The 18,176-nt window shown below is 75.4% G+C and carries 17 protein-coding genes; 8 read left to right on the forward strand and 9 right to left on the reverse strand.

Translation table 11 applies throughout. The features are described from left to right. Positions 1–20: 20 nt before the first annotated feature. From ABD158_RS08695 to ABD158_RS08705, 3 genes are all read left to right on the forward strand, one after another. Positions 21–338 carry a hypothetical protein gene (locus ABD158_RS08695; protein WP_344006172.1) on the forward strand — a complete coding sequence of 106 codons (318 nt, stop codon included), beginning with the start codon at positions 21–23 and terminating at the stop codon, positions 336–338. After that, complete coding sequence (locus tag ABD158_RS08700; RefSeq protein WP_344006174.1) at positions 335–1,384, forward strand: hypothetical protein; 1,050 nt, start codon at positions 335–337, stop codon at positions 1,382–1,384. Before ABD158_RS08695 ends, ABD158_RS08700 begins: the two co-directional genes overlap by 4 nt. Positions 1,385–1,521: 137 nt before the next feature. After that, positions 1,522–4,764: a reprolysin-like metallopeptidase gene (locus tag ABD158_RS08705; RefSeq protein ID WP_344006176.1), complete on the forward strand. Its 3,243-nt coding sequence runs from the start codon at positions 1,522–1,524 to the stop codon at positions 4,762–4,764. A gap of 3 nt (positions 4,765–4,767) precedes the next feature. Here the strand turns inward: ABD158_RS08705 and ABD158_RS08710 are convergent, their stop codons facing one another. From ABD158_RS08710 to typA, 4 genes are all read right to left on the reverse strand, one after another. Further along, positions 4,768–5,157: a hypothetical protein gene (locus tag ABD158_RS08710; protein ID WP_344006177.1), complete on the reverse strand. Its 390-nt coding sequence runs from the start codon at positions 5,155–5,157 to the stop codon at positions 4,768–4,770. Positions 5,158–5,285: 128 nt separating this feature from the next. Next, the gene (locus tag ABD158_RS08715; RefSeq protein ID WP_344006179.1) at positions 5,286–6,881 is read right to left on the reverse strand and encodes a fatty acyl-CoA synthetase; all 1,596 of its coding nucleotides are present in this window, start codon (positions 6,879–6,881) and stop codon (positions 5,286–5,288) included. Between the two features lie 143 nt (positions 6,882–7,024). Next, positions 7,025–7,657, reverse strand: coding sequence for a hypothetical protein (locus ABD158_RS08720; RefSeq protein ID WP_344006181.1), 633 nt, complete (start codon positions 7,655–7,657; stop codon positions 7,025–7,027). A gap of 22 nt (positions 7,658–7,679) precedes the next feature. Beyond that, on the reverse strand, positions 7,680–9,584 hold the full coding sequence (gene typA, locus ABD158_RS08725) for a translational GTPase TypA (RefSeq protein WP_344006183.1): 1,905 nt from the start codon (positions 9,582–9,584) through the stop codon (positions 7,680–7,682). A gap of 98 nt (positions 9,585–9,682) precedes the next feature. Here typA and ABD158_RS08730 point away from each other — a divergent pair, with 98 nt between their 5' ends. Continuing rightward, positions 9,683–9,976 carry a Dabb family protein gene (locus tag ABD158_RS08730; protein WP_344006185.1) on the forward strand — a complete coding sequence of 98 codons (294 nt, stop codon included), beginning with the start codon at positions 9,683–9,685 and terminating at the stop codon, positions 9,974–9,976. 38 nt (positions 9,977–10,014) lie between these two features. Here ABD158_RS08730 and ABD158_RS08735 read toward each other — a convergent pair whose 3' ends face one another. Together ABD158_RS08735 and ABD158_RS08740 are read right to left on the reverse strand one after the other, a co-directional pair. Further along, positions 10,015–10,710, reverse strand: coding sequence for a GAF and ANTAR domain-containing protein (locus ABD158_RS08735; protein ID WP_344006187.1), 696 nt, complete (start codon positions 10,708–10,710; stop codon positions 10,015–10,017). 34 nt (positions 10,711–10,744) lie between these two features. After that, on the reverse strand, positions 10,745–11,488 hold the full coding sequence (locus ABD158_RS08740; RefSeq protein WP_344006189.1) for a GAF and ANTAR domain-containing protein: 744 nt from the start codon (positions 11,486–11,488) through the stop codon (positions 10,745–10,747). A gap of 148 nt (positions 11,489–11,636) precedes the next feature. On the opposite strand from ABD158_RS08740, the gene ABD158_RS08745 reads away from it, so the two are divergent. Continuing rightward, positions 11,637–13,013, forward strand: coding sequence for a M4 family metallopeptidase (locus tag ABD158_RS08745; protein ID WP_344006191.1), 1,377 nt, complete (start codon positions 11,637–11,639; stop codon positions 13,011–13,013). 2 nt (positions 13,014–13,015) lie between these two features. Here ABD158_RS08745 and ABD158_RS08750 read toward each other — a convergent pair whose 3' ends face one another. Then, the gene (locus tag ABD158_RS08750) at positions 13,016–13,789 is read right to left on the reverse strand and encodes an SDR family NAD(P)-dependent oxidoreductase (protein ID WP_344006193.1); all 774 of its coding nucleotides are present in this window, start codon (positions 13,787–13,789) and stop codon (positions 13,016–13,018) included. Positions 13,790–13,933: 144 nt separating this feature from the next. Between ABD158_RS08750 and mshA the strand changes: the two genes are divergently transcribed. Genes mshA through ABD158_RS08765 form a run of 3 tightly spaced genes read left to right on the forward strand, consistent with a single transcriptional unit; the run spans position 13,934 to position 16,442 of the window. After that, entirely contained in the window at positions 13,934–15,199 is a 1,266-nt protein-coding gene (gene mshA / locus ABD158_RS08755; RefSeq protein WP_344006196.1) for a D-inositol-3-phosphate glycosyltransferase, read from the forward strand. After that, complete coding sequence (locus tag ABD158_RS08760; protein ID WP_425573168.1) at positions 15,196–15,774, forward strand: type III secretion system chaperone family protein; 579 nt, start codon at positions 15,196–15,198, stop codon at positions 15,772–15,774. Before mshA ends, ABD158_RS08760 begins: the two co-directional genes overlap by 4 nt. Continuing rightward, positions 15,771–16,442 (forward strand): maleylpyruvate isomerase N-terminal domain-containing protein, encoded by a 672-nt coding sequence (locus tag ABD158_RS08765; RefSeq protein WP_344006197.1) that lies wholly within the window; start codon positions 15,771–15,773, stop codon positions 16,440–16,442. The genes ABD158_RS08760 and ABD158_RS08765 overlap by 4 nt, the downstream gene beginning before the upstream one ends. On the opposite strand, the gene ABD158_RS08770 is transcribed toward ABD158_RS08765, so the two are convergent. Both ABD158_RS08770 and ABD158_RS08775 read right to left on the reverse strand, forming a co-directional pair. Continuing rightward, a complete protein-coding gene (locus ABD158_RS08770; RefSeq protein WP_344006199.1) occupies positions 16,425–17,396 on the reverse strand; it encodes a DMT family transporter in 972 nt (323 codons plus the stop codon). The two genes, ABD158_RS08765 and ABD158_RS08770, sit on opposite strands and share 18 nt — an antisense overlap. Before the next feature lie 99 nt (positions 17,397–17,495). Further along, positions 17,496–18,176 (reverse strand): response regulator, encoded by a 681-nt coding sequence (locus tag ABD158_RS08775; RefSeq protein WP_344006201.1) that lies wholly within the window; start codon positions 18,174–18,176, stop codon positions 17,496–17,498.

The following is an 18,176-nucleotide window of genomic DNA, read 5'->3' on the forward strand; positions in this document are numbered from 1 at the left end:
GGGGCGAGCACCGTCGGGTCATGGAGATCTCCCCCGACGGCGCGGCCGTCCCGCGGATCCGACTGGCGGACGACACGGCGAGCGCGGTGTGGCGGGCCCACGACAACGCCGCCCGACTGCTCGGGGTGGCCGCTGCCCTCGACCCCGGTGCGCCCGAGGCCGGGTCGGCGGGTCCCGCGCTGCGCAGGGTGCTGGTGGCTCTCGGCGCCACCGCGGGCGACCTCGCCGAGGTCAACCGGCTGCTGGGGGCCGGCGTGCGCGGCGCCGTCGCCGACCTCGGTGTGGTCGACGACGACGTCCGGGCCCGGTTCCTCGCGGCCGCCGGGCGGGTGTCGTGACCGGCGCGACCGCCGCCGCGGGCGGGTCGGGCGGTGCGATCGAGACCCTGGTCCAGGGCGAGCCCGCCGCCGTGCGCGAGCTCGCGCGCTGGCTGCGGGGCACCCTGGCCGCGGACGTCGCCGACGCCGCCGACCGGCAGGTCCACGCGCGGCGCCGTGCGGCGGTGGGCTGGGAGGGCGCCGGGGCGAGCGCCTACTACGACGCGGCCGGCGCGGCGGTCCTGGCCGTCGACGACCACGCCGAGAGGGTGCGCCGGGCCGCGGTGGTGGCCGACGACGTGGCCGACCGTCTCGCCGCGCTGCGGCGGGTGATGGCCGACGTCCGGGACCGCGCCGTCGTCGGGGGCCTCACGGTGGCCGGCACGCGCGTGCTGCGCCCGGTCGACCTCGCCGTCGGGCCCGTGCCGCCCGGGGCCGGGGTCCGCCCCGGTGCCGGGGAGCAGGCCCTCTTCGACGTGCTCGCCCGCGAGGTGGCCGAGGCGCGCGCCGCGCACGCGGACTGGGTCGAGCGGCGGATGGCGCGCGCGGTCGCCGACGCCGAGGAGCGCGCCGACGTCGACCGCGTGCTCGCCGGTCTCGCGGGGTCCGGTCGTCCGGGTGCCCCCGGACTGCCGCAGCCCGTCGCTGGCGGGCCGGCCGGTCTCGCGGGGTCGCTCCCACCGGCCCCGGGCCCCGCCGCGTCGTCGGCCGGCAGCGGTGACGGTGGTGACGGTGGTGGCGGTGGCGCCCACCTCGCCGGTCCGGGCGCCCCGGGGGGCCCGACGGGGGCGGCCGGGGTCCGGAGGACCGGCGCGGGAGCGGCGGCGACGACGACGGCGATGACGGCGGTGCCGGCGGCGACGACGGCGGTGCCGGTGATGGTGGCGGTCGACGGGTCGCACCGGGACACGCCTGGGACCGGCGAGGTCCGGAGGGTCGTCGTGCGCACGCCGTGGGCGGCGGACCCGGACGCCGGCCCGGACCGGTGCCCCGGCCGGGGACGCGGGGACGGGGTGCTCCGGACGGACCTCGGAGCGGGCGCGCCCCGCCGGGAGCGCGCCGGCTGAGGTCACGGCACGCTCACGATCGGGCGTCCGGGGGCGAGAGGCTGGTCCGGACCGGTGCCGTCAGCGCTCCCGCGGGCCTAGGCTGCCGAGCACGCGCACGTGCCATCGGGGACCGTGCGGTGTCCCCGGGAGTGTGCATGCCGCGGTTCGCCCAGCGTCTGGGTCTGCTGACCATCGCCGTCGTCGTCGTCGCGGGACTCGACCCCGCCGGGCTGGGGGGAGGGGCGGCGCAGGCCGAGGAGTCGCCGTTCACCGCCCTGGAGGGCTTCGACCTGGCCGAGGTCGCCGACCCCCGGGTGGCGCCCGAGCAGTTCGCGGCCGTCGACGTCGACCTCCCCGGCCTGCGCGCGGACCTGGCCGACGCGCCCCGGACGCAGGGCCGACGCGTCACCGACGGCGGCCTCACGGTGGCGGTCCCGCGACCCGAGGGCGGCACGGAGCGCTTCGCGGTCCAGCGCACCCGCCTGATGGAGCCCGCGCTCGCCGCGGCCCACCCCGAGATCACGACGTACGCCGGCCGCGGCGTCGACGACCCGACCCTCACGGTCGCCCTCGACGTCACGCCGATGGGCTTCCACGCCTCGGTCCGCTCGCCCGCGGCGCAGCGCGCCTGGTTCGTGGACCCCGCCGTCAACGAGCGCGGCACCAGCGAGCACCTGGTCTACTACGGCTCCGCGGTCGACGAGCCGGTCGGCGGCCTCGTCGAGCCCGAGGAGGTCCGGCCGGCGGGCTCCGGCTTCGACGCCGATCGGGCCGCGCGCGCCTCGCGGGGCGACGCCGTGCCCGGTGGCCCGGTGACGCAGAAGGTCTACCGCGTCGCGCTGGTCAGCGACCCGTCGTACGCCGCCTACTTCGGCACGGCCAACGTGCTGGCCGAGAAGGTGACGCTGATGAACCGCGTCAACCAGGTCTACAACGACGACCTCGCCATCTCGATGGTGCTCGTCGACGAGTCCGAGGCGCTGAACCTCGACACCGAGGCGAAGGCGACCGGCGCGAACGGCCCGTGCGGCACCGCCCCCTGCTACGACCCCGGCACCGCCGAGGCCCCCGGCGACCTCGACGGCTGCAGCGGCACCCTGCTCGGCAAGAACCGCACGGTCCTCGGCCAGCTGGTCGGCGCCGACGACTACGACATCGGCCACATCGTGCTGGGCAAGAACGGCGGCGGCATCGCCTACCTCGGCGTCGTCGGCGCCGACTACAAGGGCGGGGGCTGCACCGGCCTGCCCTTCCCCGAGGGCGACTTCTTCGCCATCGACTACGTCGCCCACGAGATGGGCCACCAGTTCGCCGGCCCCCACACCTTCGACGGCACCGAGGGTGCCTGCTCGGGCCGCAACCGCACCGCCGAGACCTCGGTCGAGCCCGGGTCCGGCTCCTCGGTGATGGCCTACGCCGGCATCTGCGACACCGACGACCTGCAGCCGCACACCGACCCCTACTTCTCGCAGCGCACCATCGACAACGTCACCGACTACACGACCCCCGGCGTGGTCGACGACGTGGTCGAGGTCCAGACCGTGTCGCTGCGGGGCTTCGACACCGACGGCGACACGGTCACGCTGGCCTTCGGCGACGCGACCACGACGCTGACGCGTGGTGCCGCGACGTACAACGCGGTGACCGTGCGCGCCGCGATCGCCGAGCTCACCGACCGGCCCCTCGCACAGGTCACGATCGCCGAGTGGGGCTACGACCCCTTCGACTCGGCCGGGCCCGACCTGGCCCCGGTGCTGGCCCCCGACGACCGCGGCTTCCAGGTGATCTTCAGCGCGAGCACCGACCCCGAGGACCCGACGGCCGTCCGCGAGGACGTCGCGCCGCTGAGCATCCCCGACGCGGCCGAGGGCTTCGTGGGCACGACCGCCCAGGGCGGTCCGGCGGCCAACGCCGGCGACGACCGCGTCGCCACGGCCAACACCGCCCCCGTGGTCACCGCGCCCGCCGACCGGACCCTGCCGGTGCGGACCCCGTTCGCGCTCACCGCCAGCGGGACGGACAGCGACGGGGACCGGCTGACCTACCTGTGGGAGCAGAACGACGAGGGCTCCCCGCTGGGCGGCACCGCCCTGGTCGACAACCTCAAGACCACGGGTCCGCTGTTCCGGGTCTTCGGCCGCGCCGCCGAGGTGTCGCTCGAGGACTCCCTCGAGTCCCCCTCGCCCGGCCAGAACGTCGCCGACGGCACGCCGACCCGGGTGTTCCCCGACCTCGCGCAGGTCCTCGACGGCACCACGAACGCCGACAGCGGCCGCTGCCCGGAGCCGCCGGCGGCCGACCCCGCGAACCCCGAGCCGCTCGCACCGGACGTGCGGGAGTGCTTCTCGGAGTTCCTGCCGACCGGCTCCTACACGGGCGCCGGCGCCGGCGACCCGACCGACCCGGCGATGACGTTCCGCGTCACCGCCCGCGACGGCTACGCGCTGGGTGGCGGCACGGCGCACGACGACGTGCGGCTGAGCATCGACCCCAGCGCCGGCCCCTTCCGGGTCACCTCCCAGGCCGAGGGCACGACGCTCGCGGCCGGCTCGACGCAGCAGGTCACCTGGGCCGTCAACGGCACCGAGGACCTCGCCTCGGACGTGCGGATCACGATGTCCACCGACGGCGGCGCGACGTGGGGCGAGGTCCTGGCCGACTCCACGCCCAACGACGGGTCCGCGCGGGTCGAGGTGCCGGCCGTGAGCACCGACGACGCCCGGATCCGGGTCGAGGCGCGCGACAACTACTTCTTCGACGTCAACGACGCCGCGTTCGCCGTCGCCCCGGTGCCGGAGACCACGATCACCGACGGCCCGCCCGCCGGCGGCTTCTCGATCGCGTCGCCGGTCGAGGTGGCCTACTCCTCCTCCGACGGGGACGCGCAGTTCGAGTGCACCCTGGACGGCGAGCCGCTCGACTGCCCGCCCGGCGGCGTGGACCTGGCGGACCTCGAGCCCGGCACGCACCGGCTCACCGTCGCGGCCCGCGACGCGGACGGCGTCGTCGACCCCACGCCGGCCGTCCGCCGTTGGGCCACGCCGCTGGGCGTCGACGACGTGCAGCGCTCCGCGGGCTGGACGCGCTACGAGGCCGCGGGCGCCTACCGGGGCGCGTACCTCCGGACGACCCGGGCGGGCGCGGAGGTCACGGTCCGCGACCAGGGCATGGCCCGGCTCGCGGTCGTGGTGCTCGGCCAGCAGCGCTCGGGCCGGGTGGCGGTCTTCCTCAACGGCGACCGGCTGCGCACGATCAACCTGGCGGCCGAGCGCTTCCGCGGTCGCACGGTGGTCGCGCTGCCGCCCCTGGACCGGCCCCGCAGCGGCCTGGTCCGGGTCCGCGCGCTCGACGGTGGCGCGCCGGTGCGCCTCGAGGGGATCGGCGTCCTGGACCGCTGAGGCTCACTCCCAGCGGAGGCCGCGGGGCAGCTGGCGGAACGTCGTGCCCGTGGGGCCCTCCGCGGGCTCCACGGGCACGGCCGGCCCGCGTCGACCGGCGAGCACGGCGGCGACCAGCAGGAGCACGCCGACGACGGCCAGCAGCTGCATGACCACGTGGGCGGGCGAGGACAGCCAGAACGAGACCGAGGCGAAGGAGCCCTCGGCGTACCGGACCGCCAGCTCGGCGGCGACGTACCACCCGGTCGAGACCAGCTCCGCGAGCGCGCCGAGGAGGCCGAGCACGGCCCACGGCCGGGCGATCCGCAGCAGGCAGCCCACGGCCAGGGAGAGGAACGCGAGCAGCTGCGCCGCTCCACCGACGAGGGACGCGTGCTGGGCCAGGGTGTCCATGGCGAGCAGCCTGCCCACCCACCCCGCGCGCAATCCCCCTCGCGCGTCGCGGGACGCCACGACGACGGCGTGGCCCGGCCCGCCACCGGGACCGCGTCCCGGGGGAGGGTGGGGTGGGGGACCGGACCTCAGGCCCGCTCGGCCAGGTCGGCGTGCGCGTCGCGCAGCTGACGCTTCAGGATCTTGCCCGAGGGGTTCTTGGGCAGGGCGTCGGCGAGGACGACGTACTTCGGGGCCTTGAAGCCGGCGAGGACGGCGCGGGCGTGGGCCGTGACCGCCTCGGCGGTGACCTCGGCGCCCGCCTTCGGCACCACCACCGCCGTGACCGCCTCCACCCAGTGGGGGTGCGCGACCCCGAACACGGCGACCTCGGCGACGCCGTCCAGCGCGTAGATCGCCTCCTCGACCTCCCGGGAGGCGACGTTCTCGCCGCCGGTCTTGATCATGTCCTTCTTGCGGTCCACGACGTAGAGCCGGCCGCCGTCGTCGAGGTAGCCGAGGTCGCCGGAGTGGAACCACCCGCCGGCGAACGCCTCCGCGGTCCTGGCGTTGTCGCGGTAGTAGCCGAGCGTCGCGTGGGGCGAGCGGTGCACGATCTCGCCGACCTCGCCCCGGGCCACGTCGGCGCCCTCGTCGTCGACGATGCGGGTCTCCACGTTGAGCGCCGGACGACCGGCGGACCCGGCGTGGGAGAGCTGCTCGTCGGGGCCGAGGAACGTCGCCAGCGGGGACATCTCGGTCTGGCCGTAGAGGTTGTACAGCGCCACGTCGGGCAGGCGGGCCGCCATCTCCGTGAGGATCGCGACCGGCATCGGGGACGCCCCGTAGTAGCCCTTCCGCAGCGACGACAGGTCCGTGGTGTCGAACGCCGGGCAGCGCAGCAGCGAGATCCACACCGTCGGCGGTGCGAAGAACTTGGTGACGCGGTGCTCGGCGATCGCGGCGAGCACCGCCTCCGGCTCGGGCGCGGGCAGGAGGACGCTGGTGGCCCCGAGCCACACGTCCGGGCCGAGGAACACGTCGAGCTGGGCGCAGTGGTACAGCGGCAGGGTGTGGAGCTCGACGTCGTCGGCGGAGTAGTCCGCCTCGATCGCGCAGGACACGTACTGCCACATCAGGGCGCGGCTGGTCATCACCGCGCCCTTGGGTCGCGACTCGGTGCCCGAGGTGTACATCAGCCGCACCGGGTCGTCGTCGGCCATCGGCACCGGCGCCGGGCCGCCTCCCGGGCCCGGGTCGTGGTCGAACCACGCCTGGGCGTCGCCCCAGTCGCCCCGGGCGCCGCCCAGCGCGGCCAGCACGGTCGGGGGAGCGGACTCCTGACGAGCGGTCGCCGCCTCCGCGACGTCCAGGTGCTCGGCGTCGGCGACCAGTGCGCGGGCCTCGGAGTGGTCGAGGATGAACGCGACCTCGTCGGCGCCGAGCATGAAGTTCAGCGGCACCAGCACGACGCCGGCCCGGGCGCACGCGAAGTCCAGCACCACGTAGGCCCAGGAGTTGCGGGCGAGCAGCGCCAGCCGGTCGCCCTTCGCCAGGCCGGCCGCCTGCAGCGCGGCTGCGGTGCGGTCGACGCAGGCGTCGAGCTCGGCGTAGGTCATCCTCACGCCGTGGGTGGGGTCCACGACCGCCGCCTTGCCCGGCGTACGACGGGCGGAGCGGCGCGGCAGGTCGCCGAGCGCGTGCTGACGGGCCTGGGCGACGGTCGGGGGCGGGCTGTGGTCCATGTCACGCACGGTAGTTCGTCCACCCCGCCCCGCCCACCCGTCGTGGTGGCCGGGAGCAGTGCTGGTCCGGACCGGTCGGTCGAGCGGGGCCCGGACGGTGCCCCGGTCGCGAACCGGGTCCCGGCCGGGGTGCGGGGGGCGGGTCAGCGGGCGCGCTCGGCGAGCCGGACGGCGGCGTGCCGCACGAGCGGTGCCTCGTCGGGGTCGCGCAGCGCGGCCTCCGGGACGGCGCCGCCCAGCAGTGCGGCCGGCTGGGTCAGCCAGGCCCAGACCGACCAGGGGTCGGTGCCGGAGCGCAGCAGCGGCTCCAGCACGGGGCCGAGCTCGGCGCGGACCTCGCCGGCGGTGGTGAGCTGGAAGGCCGGCACGACCGAGCGCTCGTCGAGCGGCACGACGAGCAGCTGGTGGCGGTTCTGGGCCTGGTGGACGGCGAAGCGGGTGCTCTCGAGCGAGGCGCCCCGCAGGTCGGCGAGGGCGGCGTAGTCGTGCCAGCCGCTGGCCAGCAGCCGCGCGCGGACCTGCGCGCGGCGGCGCAGCTGCACCAACGTCACCGGGACGGCGTGGCCGGGCTCCTCGCCGTCCTGGTGCAGCAGCGCGTCGAGGTCGGCGAGCTGCGCCTCGCTGAGCGCGCCCCCGGTGCGGGGGTCGGTCCAGTGCACCTCACCGGCCGGGCCCCGCGTGAACGTGGGGAGCCCGGCCTCGGCGAGGTGGTCGGTCAGCCCGAGGTCGCCGAGCCACGCCGCGAGGCGCTCGGCCCGGTCGTCGTGCTCCGCCATCCGACCCCCTCGCCGCGCGGTCCTACTTGGCGGCCTTGCGGGCGCGCGAGGCGGTCTTGGCGCGCGCGTTGGCGTCGAGCTCGACCTTGCGGATGCGCACCGTCTCCGGCGTGACCTCGACGCACTCGTCCTCGCGGCAGAACTCCAGGCACTGCTCGAGGGAGAGCTTCTTCGGCGGGATCAGCTTCTCGAAGTTGTCGGAGGTGGCGGACCGGATGTTGGTCTGCTGCTTCTCCTTCGTGATGTTGACGTCCATGTCGTCGGCGCGCGAGTTCTCGCCCACGATCATGCCCTCGTAGACCTCGGTCGCCGGGTCGACGAACAGCACGCCACGCTCCTGCAGCGAGGTCATCGCGTACGCCGTGGCCGCACCCTTGCGGTCGGCCACCAGGGAGCCGTTGTTGCGGGAGCGGATCTCGCCCGCCCAGGGCTCGTAGCCCTCGGAGATGTGGTGGGCGATGCCGGTGCCGCGGGTCTCGGTGAGGAACTCGGTGCGGAAGCCGATCAGGCCGCGCGCCGGCACCACGAACTCCATGCGGACCCAGCCGGTGCCGTGGTTGGTCATCTGCTCCATGCGGCCCTTCCGGGCGGCGAGCAGCTCGGTGACGGTGCCGAGGTGCTCCTCGGGCGCGTCGACGGTGAGGCGCTCGAACGGCTCGTGGACCTTGCCGTCGACCTCCTTGGTGACCACCTGGGGCTTGCCGACGGTGAGCTCGAAGCCCTCGCGGCGCATCTGCTCGACGAGGATCGCCAGCGCCAGCTCGCCGCGGCCCTGGACCTCCCACGCGTCGGGGCGGTCGGTGGGCAGCACGCGCAGCGACACGTTGCCGACGAGCTCGGAGTCGAGGCGGTCCTTGACCAGGCGGGCGGTGACCTTCGCGCCCTTGACCCGACCGACCAGCGGGGAGGTGTTGGTGCCGATGGTCATCGAGATCGCGGGCTCGTCGACGTGGATCAGCGGCAGCGCGACCGGGTTCTCCGGGTCCGCGAGGGTCTCGCCGATGGTGATGTCCGGGATGCCGGCGACCGCGACGATGTCGCCGGGCCCGGCCTTCTCGCCGGGCTTGCGCTCGAGCCCCTCGGTGATGAGCAGCTCGGTGATCTTCAGGTTCTTCGCGGTGCCGTCGCGCTGGATCCACGCGACCTGCTGGCCCTTGCGCAGCTCGCCCTGCTTGATGCGGAGCAGCGCGAGCCGACCGAGGAACGGCGAGGCGTCGAGGTTGGTGACGTGCGCCTGCAGCGGCGCGCCCTCGTCGTACGTCGGGGCGGGGATGGTCTCGAGGATCGTGCGGAACAGCGGCTCGAGGTCGCCGTTCTCGGGCAGGCCGCCGTCCTCGGGACGCTCCAGGGAGGCGCGGCCGGCGCGGGCGGAGGCGTAGACGACCGGGAAGTCGAGCGCGTCCTGGGAGTGCGAGTCGTCGAGCAGGTCGAGGAACAGCTCGTAGGTCTCGTCGACGACCTCGGCGATCCGGGCGTCGGAGCGGTCGACCTTGTTGACGACGAGCACGACGGGCATGTCGGCGTTGAGTGCCTTGCGGAGCACGAACCGGGTCTGCGGCAGCGGACCCTCGCTCGCGTCCACCAGCAGCACGATGCCGTCGACCATCGACAGGCCGCGCTCGACCTCGCCTCCGAAGTCGGCGTGGCCGGGGGTGTCGATGATGTTGATGGTCATGTCGCCGTCGGCCATCTCGTGGGCGGACGGGCCCACGTAGTGGACCGCGGTGTTCTTCGCGAGGATCGTGATGCCCTTCTCGCGCTCCAGGTCGCCGGAGTCCATCACGCGGTCGGCGACGCTCTCGGCCTGGTGGGCGGTGAAGGCGCCGGCCTGCTTGAGCATGGCGTCGACCAGCGTGGTCTTGCCGTGGTCGACGTGGGCCACGATCGCCACGTTGCGCAGGTCGTTGCGGGAGGTGCTGCCAGACATGCAGGCCGGTCCGTTCGTGATCGGGGGTCGGCCCGGAAATGAGCCTTGACAACCCTAGTCGGCGTCCGACGCAGGACCCATTCGGCGAGGATGGGCCCATGATCCGCAACGTGGTGGTCGGGGTGGTCCGCGAGGGCGTGGAGCCGGCGGAGGTGGAGACGGCGCTGCAGGCCCTGCGCGAGCTCGCGCTGGACGGTGAGCCGCTGGGCATCGTCGCCGGGCAGGACCTCGGCCTGCGGGAGGGCAACGCGTCGTACTCGCTGACGGTGGACTTCGCGGACGAGGACGCCTACCGCCGCTACGACGCCGACGAGGAGCACAACCGGATCCGGCGCGAGCTGTTCGCGCCCATCTCGGCCGAGATCCGGCGCATCCAGTTCCGGCTGCCGTGACCCGGCTGCCGTGACCCGCTGCCGGGGAGGGTGCCGGCTCAGCGGCCGGCGATGACCTCGGCGGCCTCCTCGGCGACGCGGCGACCGGAGACCGCGGCCCGCTCGCGCAGCCGGGTGAAGGCGGCGCCGACGTCGATGCCCTCGCGCTCCGCGAGCGCTCCCCGGGCCTGCTCGACGGTGACCCGGTCGTTCAGCGCGCCCTGCAGCTGCTCGGTGAGCAGCTCGGAGCGGGCGACGCGACGGTCGTGGAGGATCGCCAGCGTCGCGACGTCGGCGAGGGCCTGCACGATGCGGACCTCGTCGGGGTCGAAGCGGGTGTCGGTGGTGCCGAAGAGGTTGAGGGCACCCAGGGCGTCGTCGCCCAGACGCAGGGGGAAGGCGTGGACGGAGGCGAACCCCAGCGCCTGCGCCCGCGGGGCGAACCGCGGCCACTGCCGGTCCGCGGTCGCCAGGTCGGCGTTCACCACCGGGCGGCGGGTGCGGTAGCAGTCCAGGCAGGGGCCCTCCTCCGCCTGGAGCTGGTAGAGCTCCAGCGCCCGGCCGGAGTCGTTGGAGGCCGCCATGAAGCGCAGCAGGCCCCGGCGGTCGGCGAGGACCAGCCCCACGGCGCCGGCACCGCTCACCTCGGCGGCGGCGTCGGTCAGGTCCTGCAGGAAGGCGACGAGGTCGAGCTCGGCGACGAGGGCGTCGGCGGCCTCGACGAAGAGGTCGGCCAACCGTGCGGTCTGGATCATGGCGACACATCCTTCGGTGGGAGGCCCGGGCCGGTCACGGCCGCTCCTCGTCGGACAAGCGGATCTCCCCGGCGACGATGCCCCGGGCGAGGTCGGTCAGGGAGGAGCCGGTGGCGAACGCGTGGGCGCGCATCCGGGCCAGCGCCTCGGCGAGGCCCACGTCGAGCTGGACCATCACCATCCCCTGGGCCTGGTACACCTCGGTGTGCACGTCCATCGCGTCGAGGAGCCTCGGGGCCACCGAGTCCACGGTGCCCTCCTCGACGGTGTCGAGCAACACCACGGTGGCGATGTCGGCGAGCTCGAGCAGGCAGGCCTGGTCGTCGGCGCCGAGCGGCGCCGGTCGCCGGCCGTAGGTGGTGAGGACGCCGTAGCGGATGCCGCCCAGCTGGACCGGGAAGGCGTGGACGGCAGCGAGCCCCGCGTCGAGCGCCTCCGAGGCGAACCCCGGCCATCGCTGGACGACCTCGTCGAGGTCGGGGACGAGCACGGGGCGCCCGCTCGCGAACGCGTCCGCGGAGGGTCCCTCGCCGAGGGTCACCTGCAGCTCCTCCCAGGCGCGGCTCGTGGCGTCGTACGCCCCGGCGATCGCCTGGCCGAGGCGGGCCGCGGAGGGCGTCATCATCGTGAGCACCGCGCCGTCGGCGCCCATGTCCTCCACGGGCACGCAGCAGATCTCGTGGAGCGTCGCGGCGACGTCGACGCCGCCGGCGTCGAACCGCAGCACCCGCGCGAGCAGCGCAGCACGCCGGGAGGGCACGCGCGCGTCGTCGCTCATCGATGCTCCGTACCCTGTCCCAGGTCGACGAGGAGGCTCCACGGCAACGTCAGGGGACCACCGTAGCGGGTCGGACCGGAGGTGGGGACCCTGCGGACCGCCCCCGGTGGGCCCTCGACGCGGGCCGGGGCGGGGGTGAGGATGGCGCATGGCCACTCCGTCGACCTGCTCCTTCCTCCCGCCCCAGCTGCTGCGCGAGCTCGCCGCCCGGCGCCCCGAGGCCTCGGCCCGGCTGGAGGCCACGCTCGTCGTCGACGAGGTGATCCGGCGCCGTCGGCGCGACACGCCGGCGGGCGCGGCGGCCGCGGCCGTGGCGTCGTTCACGGCGGCCCGGTCGCGGGCGTGGACGGTCCACGACGCCGGGCGCGGCACCGACCTGCCCGGGCGCGTCGTCCGCAGCGCCGGTGACCCGCCGAGCGGCGACGTCGCCGTCGACGAGGCCGCCGAGGGGGTCGAGGCCAGCCTGGCGCTGTTCGCCGAGGCCTTCGGGCGCGACTCCTACGACGGTCGCGGCGGACCGGTGAGCGCCACCGTCCACTACGGGCAGGATTACGTGAACGCCTTCTGGGACGGCACCCAGCTAGTGTTCGGCGACGGTGACGGCGAGGTGTTCGACCGGTTCACGGTCGCGATCGACGTGGTCGCCCACGAGTTCTCCCACGCCGTCGTGCAGCACACCGCGGACCTGGTCTACGAGGGCCAGTCCGGCGCGCTCAACGAGTCCGTGTGCGACGTCTTCGCCTCCTGCCTGGTGCAGCGCCGCCGCGGCGAGACCGCCGCCGAGGCGGACTGGCTGATCGGCCGCGGGCTCTTCCTGCCCGGGGTCGAGGCCCGCGCGCTGCGCGACATGGCCCGGCCCGGCACGGCGTACGACGACCCGGCGGTGGGTCGGGACCCGCAGGTGGGCCACCTCGACGACTACGTCGTGACCGCCGAGGACAACGGCGGGGTGCACCTGAACTCCGGCATCCCCAACCGCGCCTTCCACCTCGCGGCGACCGCGATCGGCGGCCGCTCCTGGGAGACCGCCGGGCCGATCTGGTACGCCGCGCTGACCTCGGTGGGGCCCCGGGCGGACTTCGCGGGCTTCGCGGCGGCGACGGTCGCGGCCGCCGGCGACCGGGTCGACGCCGTCCGCGGCGCCTGGGAGCAGGTCGGCGTGACCCCGGCCGCCAGGACCGGCGGAGCCCGTGGCGGCGGCCGGGACGCGGTCGCCCCGGCGCCCCGGCGGGTGCGGGTGGTCCGCTCCGGTGGCTTCGCGGGCATGGTCGAGACCGGCGAGGTCGACCTCGGCTCCGACGACCCCCGCTGCGCCGAGGTCGGCACCCTGCTCGACCGCGTCGACCTGCCCGCCGCGGCCTCGGGGCTGGGCGCCGGGCCCGGTCGGTCCGCGGTGCCCGACGGCTTCGTCTACGCCTTCGAGACCCCGCAGGTGGGGCGCGTCGAGCTGCCCGAGCACGCCCTCACCGCCGACCTGCGCCGGCTCGCGGGGCTCGTGCTGCCGGAGCACCGCCGCGACGCCTGAGGTCAGTCCTGCTCGCGGTGCACCTTGTGCTGGGCGGCCTGGGCGCGCGGGCGGATGACCAGCTCGTCGACGTTGACGTGGGAGGGCCGGGTCACCATCCAGGTGATGGCGTCGGCGACGTCGTCGGCGACCAGCGGCTCCTTCACCCCGGCGTACACGGCGTCGGCCTTGTCCTGGTCGCCGCCGAAGCGCACCAGCGAGAACTCGTCGGTGTGGACCATGCCGGGCGCGATCTCGGTGACCCGCACGGGCTGGTCCCACAGCTCGAGGCGCAGGGTCTCGGTCACGACCTGGGTGCCGTGCTTGGCGGCGGTGTAGCCGGCCCCGCCCTCGTAGGCGACGCGCCCGGCGGTGGAGCCGACGTTGCAGATGATCCCGGCGCCGGAGGCCGTCAGCGCGGGCAGCAGCGCGCGGGTCACCTGCATCAGGCCGATCACGTTGACCTCGTACATCGCCCGCCACTGCTCGGCGTCCGCCTGCGCCACGGGAGCGCTGCCGAAGGCGCCGCCGGCGTTGTTGACGAGCACGTCGAGGCGGTCGCCGACGGCGGCGGCGAGGTCGGCGACCTGGGCGGCGTCGGTGACGTCGCAGGTCACCGCCGTGCCGCCGATCTCCTCGGCCAGCTCGGCGACGCGGTCGGCACGGCGGGCGGCGCAGTAGACGTGGAAGCCCTCGGCGGCCAGGTGACGGGCGGTGGCCGCGCCGATGCCGCTGGAGGCGCCGGTCACGACCGCCGTGCGGGTCGCGGGGGAGGTCTCGGTCGGGGTGGTGGTCATGGCTGCGATTGTGCCTGCCGGGGCACCGGGGTCCGAGCCCGGGAATCGGTGGGCGCCCGCCGGGGTTGTGCCGGGTCGGGCCGCATCAGGGCCCGCAGGACGACGAGGAGGCGGACCGAGCCGATGCAGCCGCGACGCGTGGCCATGATCAGCCTGCACACCTCACCGCTGGACCAGCCCGGGACCGGGGACGCGGGCGGCATGAACGTCTACGTCATCGAGCTCGCCCGACGCCTGGCGCAGCGCGGCACCGAGGTCGACGTCTTCACCCGCGCCACCTCCTCCCGGCTCGCGCCGGTCGTCGACTGCGGCGACGGCGTCAAGGTCCGCCACGTGACCGCGGGCCCATTCGAGGGCCTGACGAAGTCCGAGCTGCCCGCCCAGCTGTGCACGTTCGCCCGCGAGGTGCTGCGCGCCGAGGCGGTGGAGGCCGTCGGCCACTACGACGTGGTGCACTCCCACTACTGGCTCTCGGGCCAGGTCGGCGCGCTCGCCCGCGACCGCTGGCGGGTGCCGCTGGTGCACTCGATGCACACCATGGCGAAGGTCAAGAACGCCGCGCTGGCCGAGGGCGACGTCCCCGAGCCGCCGGCGCGGGTGCTGGGGGAGCAGCAGGTCGTCGCCGCCGCCGACATGCTGGTCGCCAACACGGACCAGGAGGCCAAGCAGCTCATCAACCTGTACGACGCGGACCCGGGTCGCGTGGAGGTCGTGCACCCCGGCGTCGACCTCACCGTCTTCCGGCCCCGCGACCGAGCCGTCGCCCGCGCCGGTCTCGGGCTGCCGCAGGACGCGCACGTCGTGCTGTTCGCCGGACGGATCCAGGCGCTGAAGGGCCCCGAGGTGCTGCTCCGCGCGATCGCCCACCTGCTCGCCGGGGCGCCGGACCTGCGGTCCCGTCTGGTGGTCCCCGTCGTCGGCGGGCCCTCCGGCTCCGGCCTCGACAAGCCCGAGGCGCTCGCGTCGCTCACCGACGAGCTCGGCCTGGGCGACGTCGTCCGCTTCGTGCCGCCGGTCGCGCAGGCCGAGCTGGCGCGCTGGTACGCCGCGGCCAGCGTCGTCGCGGTCCCGTCCTACAACGAGTCGTTCGGGCTGGTCGCGGCCGAGGCCCAGGCCAGCGGCACGCCGGTCGTGGCGGCCGCCGTCGGGGGCCTCACCACGGTCGTCGACCACGGTCGCAGCGGTCTGCTCGTCGAGGGCCACGCCGTCGACGCCTGGGCGGCCGCACTGCGTCGGGTGCTCACCGAGGACGGCCTGCACGCCCGGCTCGCCGCGGGCGCGGTCGCCTGGGCGCGGGGGTTCGGCTGGGAGCGCACCGCGGCGCAGACCCTCGAGGTCTACCGCCGGGCCCACGACGCCCTGCGCGACCCGCTCGGGCGCCGCGCGGGTCTCGACGGGATGCTCCGGTGACGCCCACGGCCGGGGGGGCTCCCGACCTCCGCCCGGTGGCCGGCGCGGACCCCGACCCGGCCGTCGTCGCCGTGGTGCGCGACTGGCTGGTCGACAACGGGATCGAGCACACCGAGCCGCGCCCCGGGACGTTCTCCGCGACGCTGCCGGGCGAGAAGAAGCTCCAGACCCCGGTGCGCCTCGACGTCGGCACCCACGCGCTGGGCGTGCACGCCTTCGTGTGCCGCGCCCCCGACGAGAACCACGCCCGGGTCCACCGCTGGCTCCTCGAGCGCAACCTCAAGACGTACGGCGTGGCCTTCGCCGTCGACCGGCTCGGCGACATCTACCTCGAGGGCCGGCTGCCCCTCGCGGTCTGCGCGCCCGACGAGCTCGACCGGCTCGTCGGCTCGGTGCTGGCGTGGGCCGACGACTCGTTCAACGCCATCCTCGAGCTGGGGTTCGCCTCCTCCATCCGCAAGGAGTGGGAGTGGCGGCGCCTGCGCGGCGAGCCCACCCACAACCTCGAGGCCTTCCGTGGGTGGCTCGAGTCCGGCGAGGACCCCGGCGACCCCGCCCCCGACACGTCGTCGTGAGCCCCGCCCGCACCCTCGCGGCGACGTACGACGGGATCGGGCGCGTCGTCGACGGACTCGCCGACGCCGACCTCGCCCGCCCGACGCGGGCCGCCGGCTGGACGGTCCGCGACCTGCTGCTGCACCTGCTCCTCGACGCCCAGCGGGCGCTGGTGACGGTCGGCTCGCCCGCGGACTCGGCACCCGACCGCGACCGCTTCGACTACTGGCGCGGGTTCCACCCCCGGCGCGGCGACGGCGGTCGCGCCCACGCCGAGCTCGTGCGGCGGGTGGCCGCGGCGTACGGCGACACCGCCCTGCGGGCGCTGTGGCGCGACACCGCGCCGGCGGCGGCCCACGCCGTCGCCGTGGCCCACCCCGACGACCTCGTGACGACGCAGGGCCACGTGCTGAGCGTCGCCGACCTCGCCTCGACGCTCGTGGTCGAGGCCTGCGTGCACCACCTCGACCTGGTCGTGGAGCTCCCGGACGCCCCCGGGCCGCCCGACGACGCGCTGGCCGAGACCCGCACGGTGCTCGACGGGCTGCTGGGCCGGGCGTTCCCGGCGGCGTGGGACGCGCGGCGGGTGGTGCTGGTCGGCACCGGCCGCGTCGAGCCCACCGCGGCCGAGGCCGCCGGGCTCGCCGACCTCGGCGTGCCCGTCGACGCCCTACCCCTCCTGGGCTGAGCCCGGCTCCGGGGCGGGCTCGGGTGCCCGCGGGCGACGGCGGGTGAGCAGCACGCCGGCGATGCACAGCGCGCCGCCGACGAAGGCCATCGCGGGCGGCACCTCGCCGAGGGTCAGCCACGCCAGGAGCGCGGTCACGAACGGCACCAGGAACGTCGTCATCGCGAACGACCCGGCGTCCGACGACGACAGCGCGTAGGCCCAGGTCAGGAACGCGAGCGCCGAGGGGACCACCCCGAGGTACAGCCACCAGCCGAGGTCGGCCGCCGAGGTGCGGCCCACGACGTCGACCAGCTCGAGCGTCCACGGCAGGCACGTCACCGTGCCCACGACGTAGAACCAGAACGTGACCTCGAGGGCGGACAGGTCGCCCAGCAGTTTCTTCTGGGTCAGCACCCCCACGGCGAAGCCCACGGCGGCGACGAGCACCAGCAGCACCCCGACGAGGTCACCGGTCGGACCCTGCGAGGAGGCGCGCCCGATGAGCACGACGCCGGCGAAGCCGACCGCCAGCCCGGCGTACAGCCAGCGGGTGGTGCGCTCGCCGAGCACCAGGGTGGCGAGCGCCGCGACGACGACCGGACCCACCTGCACCACCAGGGCCGCCGTGCCGGCGTCGATGCGCTGCTCGCCGGCGTTGAGCGCGACGTTGTAGACGCCGATCCATCCGACGCCCCCCGCCACCAGCAGGGGCCAGGCGCCCCGCGGCGGCAGGCGCACCCGCCGCGACGCGACCAGCAGCACCCCCAGCGCGAGGGTCGCGACCACGAGCCGTCCCAGCGCCAGCGACCCCGGCGGGACGCTCTCCCCGAGGTGGCGGATCCCCACGAACGCCGAGGCCCACGCCAGCAGGGTGAACGCCACGGCGGCCAGCGGGAGCCACCGCGAGGCGGGCCGCGGGGTCGTCCGGGCAGGGGACCGGGGGTCGGGGCCGGCCTGCGGGGTCGTCGTCACGGCTCGACGCTAGGGGCCCGGCGGCCGGGCTGTCGCGCGGGTTCCGGACGGCGTACGTCGAGATCCGGACGGGCCCGGCCCGCGGCCGGGTCCCGCCGCTCAGACGTCGAGCTTGTAGCCCAGGCCCCGGACCGTGACGAGGTACTTCGGCTCGCCCGGGTCCGGCTCGAGCTTGGCGCGCAGACGCTTGACGTGGACGTCGAGGGTCTTGGTGTCGCCGACGTAGTCGGAGCCCCAGACGCGGTCGATCAGCTGGCCGCGGGTGAGCACGCGACCGGGGTTGCGGAGGAACATCTCGAGGAGCTCGAACTCCTTCAGCGGCAGCCGCTGCTCGGTGCCGTCGACGGTGACGACGTGCCGCTCGACGTCCATCCGCACCGGCCCGGCCTCGAGGGTGGGGCTCACCGCGTCGCCGACGTCGGCGCCGCGGCGCAGCACGGCGCGGATCCGGGCGACCAGCTCGCGCGGGGAGTAGGGCTTGGTGACGTAGTCGTCGGCGCCGAGCTCGAGGCCGACCACCTTGTCGACCTCGTCGTCCTTCGCGCTGACCATGATCACCGGCACGCCGGAGGTCTGGCGGATCCGGCGGCAGACCTCGGTGCCGGGGATGCCGGGGAGCATCAGGTCGAGCAGCACGATGTCAGCGCCGTTGCGGTCGAACTCGGCCAGGGCGTCGTCACCGGTCGCGGCGATCGCGACCTCGTAGCCCTCCTTGCGCAGCATGTAGCCCAGCGCGTCGCTGTAGCTCTCTTCGTCCTCGACGACGAGTACCCGGGTCAC

This window comes from Nocardioides lentus (genome assembly GCF_039529515.1).
Taxonomy (GTDB): domain Bacteria; phylum Actinomycetota; class Actinomycetes; order Propionibacteriales; family Nocardioidaceae; genus Nocardioides; species Nocardioides lentus.